This is a genomic window from Streptomyces sp. NBC_00178, from assembly GCF_036206005.1.
Lineage (GTDB): Bacteria > Actinomycetota > Actinomycetes > Streptomycetales > Streptomycetaceae > Streptomyces.
Genome location: NZ_CP108143.1, coordinates 103,083 through 117,214, shown reverse-complemented (window position 1 = coordinate 117,214; position 14,132 = coordinate 103,083). Strand labels below are relative to the sequence as shown.

General features: G+C 70.5%; 9 protein-coding genes. 3 read left to right on the top strand and 6 right to left on the bottom strand.

All coding sequences use genetic code 11. The features are described 5' to 3' along the window. Positions 1–30: 30 nt before the first annotated feature. Positions 31–3,306, bottom strand: a complete 3,276-nt coding sequence (locus tag OHT61_RS00450) for a S8 family serine peptidase (RefSeq protein WP_329033967.1) — start codon at positions 3,304–3,306, stop codon at positions 31–33. Between the two features lie 818 nt (positions 3,307–4,124). On the opposite strand from OHT61_RS00450, the gene OHT61_RS00445 reads away from it, so the two are divergent. Next, the gene (locus OHT61_RS00445; RefSeq protein WP_329033966.1) at positions 4,125–7,796 is read left to right on the top strand and encodes a S8 family serine peptidase; all 3,672 of its coding nucleotides are present in this window, start codon (positions 4,125–4,127) and stop codon (positions 7,794–7,796) included. A gap of 163 nt (positions 7,797–7,959) precedes the next feature. On the opposite strand, the gene OHT61_RS00440 is transcribed toward OHT61_RS00445, so the two are convergent. The 5 genes from OHT61_RS00440 to OHT61_RS00420 form a co-directional block, all read right to left on the bottom strand. Continuing rightward, a complete protein-coding gene (locus tag OHT61_RS00440; RefSeq protein ID WP_329033965.1) occupies positions 7,960–9,252 on the bottom strand; it encodes an alkaline phosphatase in 1,293 nt (430 codons plus the stop codon). Between the two features lie 325 nt (positions 9,253–9,577). Then, positions 9,578–10,111, bottom strand: coding sequence for a TetR/AcrR family transcriptional regulator (locus OHT61_RS00435; RefSeq protein WP_329043031.1), 534 nt, complete (start codon positions 10,109–10,111; stop codon positions 9,578–9,580). Between the two features lie 22 nt (positions 10,112–10,133). Then, complete coding sequence (locus OHT61_RS00430; protein WP_329033964.1) at positions 10,134–10,970, bottom strand: alpha/beta fold hydrolase; 837 nt, start codon at positions 10,968–10,970, stop codon at positions 10,134–10,136. 518 nt (positions 10,971–11,488) lie between these two features. Continuing rightward, a complete protein-coding gene (locus tag OHT61_RS00425; RefSeq protein WP_329033962.1) occupies positions 11,489–11,854 on the bottom strand; it encodes a hypothetical protein in 366 nt (121 codons plus the stop codon). A gap of 249 nt (positions 11,855–12,103) precedes the next feature. Beyond that, complete coding sequence (locus tag OHT61_RS00420; RefSeq protein ID WP_329033961.1) at positions 12,104–12,628, bottom strand: DUF4232 domain-containing protein; 525 nt, start codon at positions 12,626–12,628, stop codon at positions 12,104–12,106. On the opposite strand from OHT61_RS00420, the gene OHT61_RS00415 reads away from it, so the two are divergent. Then, positions 12,534–12,815, top strand: a complete 282-nt coding sequence (locus OHT61_RS00415; protein ID WP_329043453.1) for a hypothetical protein — start codon at positions 12,534–12,536, stop codon at positions 12,813–12,815. The two genes, OHT61_RS00420 and OHT61_RS00415, sit on opposite strands and share 95 nt — an antisense overlap. 480 nt (positions 12,816–13,295) lie before the next feature. Further along, a complete protein-coding gene (locus OHT61_RS00410) occupies positions 13,296–13,928 on the top strand; it encodes a dihydrofolate reductase family protein (protein ID WP_329033959.1) in 633 nt (210 codons plus the stop codon). Positions 13,929–14,132: the final 204 nt, after the last annotated feature.

Below are 14,132 nucleotides of genomic sequence, written 5' to 3'. Positions count from 1 at the left end.
CCACGCGCAGCCCGGCCCGCCGCAGGTGTCCTAGCTGGTGCGGTAGGCGTCGATGATCGTCTGGGTCGTGGTGCCCTTCCGGTCCCCGACCTCCGCCCTGAAGGAGACAGAGCCCCCCGCCGGCGGGTTGTGCACGGTGATCCTGCCCTTCCGTACCGTGCTGCCGGCCCAGGTGACGCCGCCGTCGTACGAGACGGACACGCGGAGGGAGACGGGCCCGGCGCCCGCCGGAACACCCTCGACCCTGACCGGAACCGCCATGTTGGCTTCGCCGGGGGCGGTCGAATCGGCGGCGAGCGCCGGGGAGTAGCGGACCGCGCGCGCCGGGAGGGTGACGGCGCGGTCGGTGCGGGACGAGGTGAAGGTGTACTCGGCGCTGATCCGGGAGCTCACCCTCTCGCCGCCCAGCTCCTCGCTCCGGCCGACGGTGGTGACCAGCCGGTAGTCCGCCTTGCCGGGCGGGAGGGTGAAGCTGACGGAGTCCAGGACGTCCTCGGCCACGGCGTACTTCTTCCCGTCGCGGTAGAGCGTCGTGGACGCGGTCTCGGGGACGTACCTGCCGCTGCCGGTGTTGCCCGCACCGTCGGAGAAGGGACTGATCCTGCCCGTCAGGACATCGCCGTCACGGACGAGGCCGGCGCCCCTCGCGGCCGTCGGGCCGAACACCCCGATGTTGACGTCCTGGTGATAGGTCCGGCCTGCCGTGTACGTGCGGAACGGTGTGGTCAGGGTGTTCTGGATCCAGCCGCCGCTGGCGTACTGGGAGGTCCGCCGCCAGCTGTAACCGCCCTGGAGGTACGCCCTGGTCTCACCCCGCGCGGGCGACACGTAGGTGAAGCCGGTCGTGGCGCCCTTGGCCGGGAACGTCTCGTTGCGCAGCATGGCGCCCTCGATCGACGAGCCGTGCCTGACGATCAGTTCGGCCAGATCGGAGCGCTTCACCCGCTGGGTGTGGCCGGTGTAGAAGGACCCCTTTCTGGTGTGCGCGATCTGGTACTCCGCTCCCGGCGCGTTCCACTGCTCGTTCAGGTACGACGTCAGCTCATTCCGCGGCACGGGCGGACCGACCTGCTGCGTGCGGTTGCCCAGTTCCAGGTTGCCCAGGGTCAGGAAGAGCGACCGCTCCGTGCCCTTCGTCGTGGTGGTCACCGCGATCGCACCCGTGGTGAGGGTGGCCGTGGGGGAGTCCGGCAGTGCGACGTCGATCGGCTTGGCCTCACGTGCGTCGAAGGTGAGCGTGGTGTCCGCCCGCAGGCGCAGTTTCGGTGCGCTGAACCAGTCCTGTCCGCGCCAACGCTCAACCGGCAGGCTGCCGGTGATGGAGTAGTCCCCTTGCGGAAGTCTCACGCTGCCGTTGCCGTCGTCGCCGCTGACGATCTTGACGAGCATCCCGGTCTCGGCGTCGCTCACCCAGGTGGACCACTCGTACAACCCCGGGCTCCGGCCGTCGCGGCCGACGGCCTTCAGGGTGAGGTCGAACATCGGGGACTCGTACGTCACCGCACCCACGGTGCGGACCGGGGCTCCGGCACCGGTGGCGGTGACCGCCAGATCGTAGATGCCGTACGCAGATCCGCCCGCTGAGGTGTGGGCGGTGACCTCGGTGGAGGCGGTGCCACCGGCGGGGACGGTGAGCCGCGGGACGCCGAGGGTGAAGAAGCCGGCCGGGGCGGGCGTATTGCCCGGGCCGGTGCCGGAGACCGCGAGGTCGAGCGTCGCGTCCTCGTCGCCGGTGTTCCGGTACGTGACGGTCCTGGTGATCGGTGCTTCACCGGCCTCGTGCGGCCAGGCCTGGGTCCCGAAGTTCAGCGAGACGGGTTCGGTCAGCACGGTCTGCCGGATCGCGGCGGCCACGTCCACCCGGCCGCCGCCACCCTCCACGACCCGGTAGGGGCCCGGCGAGACCGAGCCGACCAGCGCGGCCTTGACCTGCCGGCTTGTCCACTCCGGGTGCCGCTGCGCCAGTACGGCCGCGGCCCCCGCCACGTGCGGGGTCGCCATGGAGGTGCCGGAGATCTGGAGGTAGCCCGGAGCGGGATGGACGGCCCCGGGGCGCGTGTCGAGCAGGCTGCCTGCCGAACTCGCCGCCGTGATGTCGACACCGGGGGCGGTCAGGTCGGGCTTGAGCATATCGGTGTCGCCGCCTGGCCCCCGCGAGGAGAAGTCGGCCAGCGCTTCCGTCCTGTCCACCGCGCCCACGGTGAGGGCGTCATCCGCCGAACCGGGTGAGCCGACGGAGGACGCGTCCGGTCCCGCGTTGCCCGCTGCGATGACGAAGAGCGCGTCGTCGGACAGGCGGTTCACAGCTTCTTCCAGGGGGTCGACCCCCGGGGTGTCATCGCCGCTCAGCGACATGTTGACGACCGTGGCACCCTGCTCGACGGCCCACTCCATGCCGACGATGATCTCGGACTCCGCACCGGAGCCCTTGTCGTCGAGCACCTTGCCGCTGATGAGTTCTGCTCCGGGCGCCACCCCGCGGTACTTCCCCTGCGACTGGACGCCGGAGCCCGCGACGATCGACGCGACGTGCGTTCCGTGCCCGTAGTGGTCGAGCGCGTCGGGAGAGCCGGTGAAGTCACGGACCTGCGTCACCTTGGCGCCCACGTCGGGGTGTCCGGTGTCGATGCCGGTGTCCAGCACCGCGATCTTGACGCCCTTGCCGTCGTAGCCCGCCTGCCAGGCGACCGGTGCGCCGATCTGCGGGACGCTGATGTCCAGGGAGGGGCGCACCAGGCCGTCGAGACTGACCTTTTTCACACCGGGCACCAGTTGGCGCCGGGTGCCGTTCTCGGCAGTGAGGGAACGCCAGATGCCGGCCGCGCCCTCCTTCCCCACGGTCAGCGCATCGCCGTTGACACTGTCGAGTGTGGCCCGCACCGTCGAGCCGGACTCGCCGGCCATCCGGGCCCGGGCCGCCGGACGCGCCCCGTTGTAGGTGACGATGAGCGGCAGTCCGTCGCCGGCCACGCTCCGGTAGGCGGGACGGCTCAGTTCCGTCACGTCGAAGAGCCTCAGGTCCAGCCGATCGGAGGCGACCAGGCCGGCGATGTCGGTGGGGAGCACGTAGGTGTGCCCCTTCATGTTCTGTATCTGGGCGGGGATCTTCTCCCGGCCCTTGGCGGGGATCAGCCCGGCGTACGTCCCTCCGGAGGTCAGTCTGACCCGGTCGCCGGTGATCAGTGTGATCTCCCGCTCCGTCGGCGGCTGAGGTAACACCCGTGCGGTACCTGGGGGTTCGTCCGCTGCCGAGGAGGTCGCGGCGGGCAGACCGACGCTCAGGCTCAGGAGTGTGGCGGCTGCCACGAGGGTCGGCAGTGGTGCTCTCTGTCGTCTTCGCAAGTCGTCCTCACCCGGTCCGTCGCGGGGAACGCCGTGGGTTGCCCGCGTCTTGGATGTGCGCAGCACGGGCCGTGGTCCTGCCTGTGCGCGCGTCAACGTAGGACGAGGCGAATGCGTCGGTCAACGGGCCGATTCCCGCGAAATACATGACAAGAGTGGTGGGTGGGGCACGTGAGTAGGTGTCTCTTCGTGGAGCACCGCGAACACGGCCCCGCGTGACCACGGTGCGGTTCCGGGCGGTCGCACACACCTGGGAGGCCGACGGTCTTGTCGGGGTCCCGCGCAACGGTGAGTGCTGGGACGAGCATTCGCTGCCGATCGGAGCAGGAGTGCAGGAGACCGGGAGGGCAGGGGGCCGGGCGGCTGGAGACCAGGCGGGGCAAGCTCATGGGACTCGCTGCTTCGTGCGTCGGGCCGCAAGGGTCACGGGGGCGCGTCTGCGGTGCAAGCGGCGGCAATGAGGTTTCTGAGCAAAGGAGTTGGTGTGCACAGGGGTCAAGTGACTCGGAGATTACAGCGAGATATTCGGTAGATCAAGTACTTACATTTTCTCTTCGGTGGTGGTCAGATTCGGTCGATCATCAGCTCGGGAGGAAACCTTGCGTCCCAATGCCCGAAAATCCGCACTCCTGGTGGCCGTATCACTCGTTGCCGCGACGTTCGCCCCGGTGGCAGCCCGCGGCGCCACGCCGCCGAACCCGGGGACCTCTGTCGGCACACCCGGTGGTGAACGCCGTGCGGCAACCACTACCGCGACGTTGACGCTGATCACGGGTGACAAGGTGACGGTCTCTCAGAATCGTGGCCAAGCCGTGTCGGTGAACGGCGTCGAGCGGGCACCGGGCGCCAAGGGGGCGGTACGTGTCACGGTTCAGGGCGACGACACCTATGTGTATCCGGACAGCGCCATGCCCTACATCGCAGCGGGCAAGCTGGACAAGCAACTCTTCAACATCACACAGCTCTTGGCGCAGGGTTACGACGACGCCCGTGCCGGCGGCGCGCTCCCGCTGATCATCACCCACACCGAGACCGTCGCCGCCCGGCGCGGGGACACCTCCGACCACGTACTGCGCTCCGGGGCCGCACTGCCGGGAGCGAGGACCACCCTGGCCCTGCCGTCCGTCAACGGCACAGCCGTCGACGCGCAGCGCTCGAAGGCCGCCGACCTCTGGTCGGCTCTCACCGCCGGTGGAGCGCGGACCTCCAACCGGTCGGCAGCGCCGACGGGTTCAGCCCCGGCGAACTCCGTCACCCCGGCCTTCGCCTCAGGCGTCGACCAGGTGTGGCTGGACGGCAAGGCGACGGCCACCCTGGCCGACACCACGGCGCAGATCGGTGCTCCGCAGGCGTGGAAGGCCGGGGGCACGGGTGCGGGGGTCCGGGTCGCGGTGCTGGACTCCGGGGCGGACACCACCCACCCCGACATCGCCGATCGCATCGTGGAATCCCGCAGCTTCGTCGAGGGCGCGGACGTCACCGACCGGAACGGCCACGGCACTCACACCTCCTCCACCGTTGCGGGAACAGGCGCCGCCTCCCACGGCAAGGAGCGCGGCGTGGCCCCCGGCGCCGACCTGCTCGTGGGCAAGGTGCTCGACGACACGGGATCGGGGCCCATCTCGGGGATCATCGCCGGAATGGAGTGGGCGGCGCGAACGGCCCACGCCAAGGTCGTCAACATGAGCCTGGGAGTCCCGGCCTGGCACACCCAGGATGATCCGCTGAGCCAGGCGGTCAACCGCCTGAGCGCCGAAACGGGCGCCCTCTTCGTCATCGCCGCGGGCAACTCGGGGAACTCCCCTCACAGTCTGGGCGCACCCGGGACCGCGGACGCGGCGCTCACCGTCGGCGCGGTCGACTCGTCGGACCGGCTCGCCGAATTCTCCAGCACCGGACCGCGCCTCACGGACGACGCCCTGAAGCCTGATCTGACGGCCCCCGGAGTGGACGTGCTGGCGGCGCGCTCGCAGCACATGAACGGCGGGGGTGAAGGCTACTACCGGCCGGAGAGCGGCACTTCCATGGCCGCTCCCCATGTTGCCGGGGCCGCGGCACTGCTCGCGCAGAAGCACCCCGAGTGGACCGGTCGGCGTATCAAGGACGCCCTGATGAGCACCAGCGTCCCGACCCCTGCCTACTCCCCGTACCAGGCAGGCACCGGTCGTCTCGACGTCGCCGCCGCCTATGTCGGGGACAGCCTCATCGCCAGCGGATCGGTGGACGCCGGGCTTGCCCGATGGGCACCCGGCAAACAGCCGAAGCCGGTCGAGCGGAAGATCACCTACACCAACACCACCGATCGGCCCCTCACGTTGCGTCTCTCGGTGGACGGCGGTGACTCGCCCGCAGGGGTGTTCACGCCGGCCGCCGAACGTCTGACGGTACCAGCGCGTGGAACGGCGGCGGTCGGTATGGTCGCGGACCCGCACGGACTGGCCCCCGGCCAGTACGCGGCGCAGGTCACGGCCCGCTCCTCGGCCGGCACCGTGCACACGGCCGTGGGTCTGTCCGTCGAATCCGAGAAGTACGGCCTGACCGTCCACCTGAAGGACCGCTCCGGTGCGCCCGTCAGCGGCGAGGTGGAAATCACCGGTGCGGACGGGAGGACGACCGTCATGTGGGCCGAGAACGGTACGCTCGACAGCCGCTGGGCTCCGGGCTCCTACACCATCGTCTCCGTCATGGACGTGCGGGGGAACCATGGGCCGCACTCCCTCGGATTCGCGGTACTGACCGCGCCGGAGGTCGACCTGCACGCGGACCGGACGGTGGAACTGGACGCCACGCGCGTCCGCCAGGTGAAGGTGGCGACACCCCAACCCACCGCGGTGACCGCCGGCAGGCTCGACATCTACCGCTCGTTCGCCTCGGCCGTCCCCACCCCGGACGACAACCAGGCGCTGCACCAGATCCTCCTGCCGTCCCCCGCCTACGACAGCCTGTGGGCTCTTCCGACCGGGACCAAGGTAAAGCGGGGCAGCTTCGTCTTCACCACCCGGATCCGCGCCAAGCAGACGCCGCTGAAGATCACCTACGGCGGTCGCAGCCTCGACGACACGCTGCTGGTCCAGCCTGGATCCGCCCGGTTCCGTGCTGGGACATCGCAGGTCGATGCCGTCTTCGCGGGTGCCGGCAGGCCCTCCGACTACGCGGGGCTGTCCGCCCGCGGCAGGGCCGTGGTGGTCCGTGGCGGCTCCACCGTGGCCCCGGTCGACCAGGCGGCCGCGGCGCACGACGCCGGTGCGGCGATGGTCCTGGTCGTCAGCGACGGTGACGGACGATCGAGCGACTGGTACGGCGGCCCGGACGGCGTGGCCGGCGGACAGATCCCTGTCGCCTCGCTCACCACGGACGAAGGCGAGGACCTGATCAAGCGCATCCGATCCGCGGGACCGCGCGGGACCAGGCTCACCGTCGAGGCACATCCCTCGCCTGAGTACCTGTACGACCTGGCCGACTACCACCACGGGGCGGTGCCCGACGATCCTTCGGCGGCGACCGACCCCGGCAGTCTCGCCCGTATCGACAACGACTTCGCGCCCCCCGCGGGTCTGCAGGTCACGGAGAGCAGGGAGGACAGCCCGCCCTACGAGTACTGGCCGGCCGCCTACCCCTACGCCGGGTACGGCATGGTGCGCGTGCCGCCGTTCCCGAGGGAGCCGGTCGCCCCGGGGCACCGCACCGACTGGGTCTCCGCCGGGAACGGCGCCCAGTGGCAGCAGTACGCCTCCGTCGACGGCTGGTCCACCTTCACCGACATCGTGAGCTACCGGCCGCGCAGCACGCAGAGCGAACACTGGTTCGGTCCCGTCATCCGGCCTCGCATGGTCGGCTTCGAGCTCCCGCGCAGGTACGGCGACGCGATGGGCGGCATGGTGTCGGGCTTCGGTGACGGCGGGTCCGCCCACAGCGGCGACAGCATCCCGATGTCGAGGAGTTTCGCGCTCCACCAGGGCGACCGCGTGCTGATGCGGAGCGGGCCGAGGCCGGACTTCGGGGTCACCGACCTCGCACCGCAGAAGCTGCCCTACCGCCTCGTGGTCGACACGAAGGGAGACCCGGGGTTCACGCCCTACTCCTCCACCACGCACACCGAGTGGCGTTTCGAATCCGGCACCGCCGACGCCCAGGCGGTCCCACTGGTCCAGCTCGACTACGGTACGGAACTGGACCCCGACGGCCGTGCGGCACGCACATCGACCTTCTCCGTCAAGCCGGTCGTGCTCGGCAGTGACGCCGCGAGGGACGCCGTCTCCTCGGTCGCGCTCGACGTGTCCTACGACGACGGGGCGACCTGGCGGCCGCAGGACCTGAAGAAGGACAAGGGCACCTGGCGAGCGAAGCTCCACGCTCCGGCAGGGGCGGGTTACGTGTCCGTCCGGGTCACCGCCGGGCAGCACAACGGTGGCGGCATCAGTCAGACGGTCAACAGGGCCTTCGGACTCAGGTAGCCGCTCCACAAAGGCCGGTGACCACTTCCGCGAGGGTGGCGGGGCACCGGCCGCTCCGTGGTCATCCCCGACAGCAGCAACGCTCTTGTCGTGCAGTCACCTGGACGCGTGAAGCGGGCCCCGGGAGGACACGCCTCCTGGGGCCCGCTTCCCGTCACCGCGTTCAGCGGCGCGGCGCCAGTACCTGCTTGAGCACGTCGTGGACGTACGTGTTCGGGTGCTTGCCCGAGAACTCCTCGGAGAGCGGGCCGCTCGCCGTCACCGGCACGTCCACGCTGGTGTGGCCCGAGGTGGTCCAGTCCATGGTGAACGTGCGGTCGCTGCCGCGGATCGAGAACGGACCGTCCTCGGCGGAGATGCCGTCGCCGGACTCGTCGGCGGCGTCGACGTCCTCGACCGAGAGACCGCCGGTCTCGTGGTCACCGGTGACGACCAGCAGCGTGTCGGGGTGCGTCGCGATGTACGCACGCGCCACGGCGACGGCCTTCTCCAGCTGCTGCATCGACTGGAGGACGCGAGTTCCGTTGTCGGAGTGGGCGAACTCGTCCGTGCCTTCCTCCTCGACCATGAGGAAGAAGCCCTTCTTGTTCTTGTCCAGGTTGGTCAGCGCCTTGCTGGTCATCGTGCCCAGGTCCACGACCGGGCTGTAGACGTCACCCTGGCCCTCGGGGCGCTGCTGGAACATCTCCTCGTTGCTGAACAGCCCGAGGAGCTTGCCGTCCTTGGCCTTGCTCAGGCCCTTCGCGCTGTTGACGTAGGAGTAACCGGCCTTCTGAGCCTTCTTGATCAGGTTGCCCTTGCTGCCCTTGCTCGCCTCGGACGGGTCCTCGGCCGGCTTGTCCTGGAAGGCACCCGGCGTACCAGCGGGCAGCCACCAGTCCTCGCCACCGCCCAGGATGACGTCGGGCTTGCTGACGTCCAGGTACTGACGCGCGATCTCGTCCTGCTTGCCACGGTCCGCGGTGTTGGCGAAGAACGCCGCCGGCGACGCGTCGGTGACCTGCGCGGTCGTCACCAGACCGGTGGCCTTGCCGGCCGCCTTGGCCTGCTGGCCGAGGGTCGCCAGCGGGTTGCCGTCGACATCGACGCTGATCGCGCCGTTGTAGGTCTTCTCGCCCGTGGCCCACGCGGTGGCCGCCGCGGCGGAGTCCGTCACGACCGCCTTCGGATCGCGGGGGGTGGTGGTGAGCTGACCGGACGCCGTGAGGCGGTCCATCGCCAGCTGGCCCTCCAGGCCGGCGAGGTGCAGCCTCGCGGCCTCGCGCATCGCGGCGCCCATGCCGTCACCGTTGATGAAGATGACGTTCCTGGCCGCGGGGGTCTTCGCCTTCGCCGTCGACTGCGGAGCGGCCGCCGACGCGCCGAGCGTCGGGTTCAGCACCATCGTCGCGAGGCCGGCCACGACGGCCGCGGCGACGGGCGCTCCCCAGCGCGCACTACGAACACGTACGTTCACAACAGCTCCTCATGAATTGCATAGCTTTCGCACGAGAACGTAGGTGTGGGGACGGTACGTGTCGTGAACCGGAGGTATCCGGGAGGGGAAGCGATCGAGGCCGGTTCTGTTCACGGGGTCGCACGTGAACAGAGCCACGAGCTCCGCATTCCCTCGCCCTGACCACTCGGCCCCCATGGCCCAGGGGGCGAGAATCCGGCTTCGGCCGCCGGGCGAAGCCCGCCACCCAACCGCACCGGGAGCGCCGGGCGGCCTCGGCGGGGGAGTCGTGGCCCGGCGAACGGCTCGGCCCTGCTTTCGGGCAAGGCCGGCGGCAGCAGCACTCTCACATGGCGCGCAGGCCCCGGTCGGCCATGGCGATCAGCCACTCGAAGCTCTCGTCGATGTCGGTGCTCAGCTGGAAGCCGTTGGCCGCCTGCAGCGTGGCGAAGCCGTGGCAGAGACTGCGGAGCGTACGCAGGGCGTGGTCCACGTCCGGCTCCGCGATCTCGTAGCCGCGCAGGACCGCCGTGAAGGCGCCGAGCAGGCGCTGACCCGCCGAGGCCAGGGGGTCGTCCGGGCCGGACGGTGCCACGCCGATCGTCGCGGCATACCGCCCGGGGTGGTCCAGGACGAAGGCACGGAAGGCGCGTGCCGCGGCTGCCAGGGCGTCGCGGCCCGCGTACCCCTGGACCGCGCCGCCGACGGCATCTGCCGCCTCGTTCAACGCCAGCGCCGCGATGCGCCGGTTGAGGTCTTCCTGGCCGCCCACGTGCTTGTACAGGGAGGGGGTGCGCACCCCCACCCGCTCGGCCAGGAGACCCATCGTGAGACCGGCGAAACCCACCTCGTCCGCCAGGGCGGCACCGGCCGCGACCACGGCCGCCGCGTCCAGACCCACCCTAGGCACGGGCAGCGGCCGATCGGAGGAAGGGGAGGATGAGCGAGACCACCTGGTCGGGCAACTGGTCGTGGGGGTAGTGCCCGGCCCCGTCGATCATCTCGAGCCGGCCGAGGCCGGACGGCAGCGCCTCGACGATCGCCGAGCCCTCGGCGTGCGGGTCGGCCCAGTCGGGGTCGAGCGTGCCCATCATGACCAGGACCGGGCAGCGGACACCTGCGAGCTGAGCTCCGGCGTCGGTGGGTGCGTTGCGGCCCATGCCCTGCAGCGCCTTCATCCGGCCCGGCTCCCGCAGCAGGGAGTCGATGCGGCCGAGCCGCTCCGCCCAGTCGGCCGGCTTCGCGCCGGGGTAGGCGACGTCGAGGTACGAGCGCCAGCGCGGCACGCTGCCGAACACGACCGTGCCGAGCAGCCGCAGCATGCCCTGCCTGAAGCGCTTCACCCGAAGGTCCCCGAGGCGGATCGTCTGCTTGCGGGTGAACGGTGCCACCTCGACGACCGCGGTGATCAGCGAGGGCTCCTGGGCCGCGGCGATGGTGGCGGCGCCACCGGAGAACGAGTGGCCCACGAGCACGGCCGGGCCGCCCAGGTGGCGGATGACGGCGAGCAGGTCTCCGGCGACGGCGGTACGGCTCCAGTCCGACCAGTCGACGCTGGACTCGCCGCAGCCGCGCAGGTCGACCGCGGCGACCCGGTAGCCCGCCGCCACCAGCTGCGGGATCACGGAACGGTAGGCGGCGCGGCTGTCGCCGATGCCGTGCGCGAGCACGACCAGCGGGCCGGACCCCGCCACCTCGTAAGCGATCGTCCCGCCATCGACGGCAAGGTACTCGGTCATGACATCTCCAGGGGTGCAAGCTGATAAAAGCTAATGACGTTAGCCACAAGCTAATCTCATTAACTAAACCTGTCAAGCAGACTCGTGGAGGCAAGGGCGTAGGAACCAGGCGCAGTGTCAGGGAGACCCGGACGCGACCGACTTGGTGATGACCGCCTGCGGTTCCCTGTGGGTCCCGCGCGCTCTACGGACCGCAGCACAGGTGATCACCACGCAGTGCGGAGCGTGACGCACACAGAGGGACGGTGGCCGAGGACTCTGGCCCGCCGTCCGCCGAGCTGTGTGGGTGGCAGCACGAGTTCGGACTCGCGGGAGCGAGGACGACGGGGTCGGCTCCGGCTTCAGGGGGAGGGGCGCCCCCTCATCCGTGCGCGAAGGCAGGCACCAGGACCCCGAGCGTGAACCTTGGACGGCACCGGCCACGCCCGCCACGAGGAGCCGTTGGCCGGCCCGCCGGGCCGGGGATCTCCTGCGGCGGACGTCGGTGGTCGCCGTGCGCCCCGGGTCCGCCGTTGCTGTCAGGCGAGATCCGTGAGGTCCTCCGCGTACACCTGTGACAGGGGCAGGGGTCCCACGTACTGCTGACAGTTGCACCGGCCGGCCTCGTACCGCAGCGGCTTCTTGGTCTCGTCCCACGCGGTCGGCACCTCCACGCGTTCGTGGCACCGGCCTTCCTTGTCGTGCTTGGCCAGGTGGTGCGTGCATCCGCACACCGGTTCCGGCGCCTTGTGCGCCGCCTCGATGGCCAGACGTTCCTGCTTCGCTGCCTCAAGTAGCTGCAGCTTCCGCTCATGCCGATTGCGCAGGGCGGTGCGGACGTTGTCGGCGGCCCACGCGAAGCCGCCCGTCCAGAAGATGATGAGCACCCACCAGAACCACTCCATGCCCGCCTCTTCCCCCTGTCCTGCCGGGGGCGGACCCGGATGCGCCGGACCATCCGGGGCCGCCCCGCTTTGCCGTGCAGGCCTCTGACACAGACTGTCAGAAAGGGACTGCGGCGTCAGGCAGTTGGGTGGCAGTCCGTACCTTGCGGTGCGGCGGGGGAGCCTGCAACTCACCGCCGCGCCCGTCGCGTGTACGGCGGGGGCGCGTGCGCGAAAGGGCTGAGCGTCCAGTCGGCCCGGAACCCGTGACTACTCGGCTCGGAGTGCGGTCACGGTGAACGTGTCACCGCAGACGACCGGCGTGGACGATCGCAGAGTGAGCGAGTCCTTGAGCCCGGGCGGGAACACCTTGAGCAGGGTGGGCGCCGGCCAGCAGTCCGGGCCTTTGATGCCCTTGTTGAGGGTGTGCAGGGTGGCGTGCGCACTCTTGCCGGGTGCCAGTTTCACCAGCGTGCCCTGTGCCCCCTCACGGGTGGCGGGAACACCGATCGTGCTGCCGTCGCCCCGGAGAAGTGAGACGCCGGGGAAGCCCTGCAGTGAGCAGGGGGCGTCGCCCTCGTTGATGAGCTCGAGGTCGAACCGGATGTTGCCCGCTCCCACATCGGCGGAGCCCAGCCGCGGCTTCAGGTCGCCGGCCGCGCAGCGCTCAGGTGTCCCCGCTCCGCCACTGGGTGACGTTGTGGAAGCGGGCTTCGACTCCGTGGGAGACGCGGTGGTGGCCGTCGGTGTGGCTGGCGGCGTGGCCGGCGGGGAGGAGACCGGATTCTCGGTCACCGAGGGCGAAGCGGGGGCGCTGGAGGCGGAGGAGGATCCGCCGTCGCCGTCGTCTCCACAGCCGGCCGTGACCGTGGCAAGCAAGGCTGCCGCCGCGCACGCGACAGCGGTTCGCGAGGCTCTGCGCTTCTTCGTGGAAAGGGCGCGGGCGCTGCGGAGGGATGCGGGAACGGAGAACCGTGCATGATCTGGCATAGGGCGCAGCTTCCCATTCGCCGGCGGTCGAACCCCTGATCCACCGCTCCTACCCGTGTGTCGTGCGCGCGCGGTACGAGCCGCGTGTGCGAGCCCTGCGGAAACCAGCTCTCGCCCACCAGTCGGCGGGCTGTGCGTGGTGAGGAGGGCCTGCTGACGGAACACACCGATCCGTACGAGCTCGCCCCTCCTGCACCCACGGGCGGCCTGGTTGTCGCGCGAGCGCGGGGGCGCGATGCCCCAGGACGCGGCCGACCCGGGACACGCACGCATGGCTGAGGCCACGGACGGCACCTGAGCCGTTCTCGGCAAGCAGCCCGGAGGGGGGTGCTGCAGCCGGCCTTCACGAGGCCGCCTTCCCGTACGTCACCCCGCAGGGAAACCGGGAGCCGGCATCCGCCGCGGCGATGAGTTCGCGGGACAGCGCGGGTCTACCTCATGAAGGGGTAAAGCGACTCAGCGGGAGCTAGCCATGGGCCTCATCCATATCGAACTGTTCACCACCCTCGACCTGGTCGGCCAGGCGCCCGGCGGCCCTGACGAAGACCCGGAGGGATTCCCCTACGGCGGCTGGCAGGCCCCCCTGCTGGACGACGTCGCCGGGGCGCAGGTCGCTGCCGCGTACGAGGGCACAAACGCTCTCCTGCTCGGCCGGCGGACGTACGACCTGTTCGCCGCGTACTGGCCTCACCAGGAGGGCGGCCAGGACAACGAGATCGCCACACTGTTCAACAGCGTCCCGAAGTACGTTGCGTCTCGCGGCACACCTGACCTCCCGTGGGCGGGGTCCACGCAACTCGGCACGGACCTCGCCGACTCGGTGAGAGAGATCCGGGACCGGCACGCGCACGTGAAAGTCGTCGGAAGTCTGAACCTCGTCCAGAGCCTTCTGCGCGAGAAGCTCTTCGACCGCCTCGACCTCTGGCTTCATCCGATCACGCTCGGCGTCGGGAAGAAGATGTTCGACGGCGGTGCGGTACCCACCAACCTCGCCCTCCTCGCACCTCCCGTCGCCGGTCCGCAAGGCACCGTGTACCTCCGCTACGGGCTCGCGGACGGCATCCCCGCCACGGGAGACATGGGCGCACCCGATCGCGGCGTGTGACACGAAGACGAGGCAATTCGGTGACCCGCGGCGTGAGGCCTCGCGCACGGACCTTGCGTGCCCACCGCCCCAACCGCGGGCCCGGCCCGAGACGCGGCGGTGTCCGGCAGTCGCACCGACCAGGGCGGCGGCATGACATGCGAGCCGGCAGTGGGTGGTGGCTCGGTGAGCAGCGTCACCAGGGAGCCTCGGATTGCGCCGCGA

Coding starts and splice junctions, on each gene's coding strand:
- OHT61_RS00410 (WP_329033959.1), top strand. CDS start 13,296: ATGGGCCTCATCCATATCGAACTGTTCACCACCCTCGACCTGGTCGGC.
- OHT61_RS00430 (WP_329033964.1), bottom strand. CDS start 10,970: ATGACCGAGTACCTTGCCGTCGATGGCGGGACGATCGCTTACGAGGTG.
- OHT61_RS00425 (WP_329033962.1), bottom strand. CDS start 11,854: ATGGAGTGGTTCTGGTGGGTGCTCATCATCTTCTGGACGGGCGGCTTC.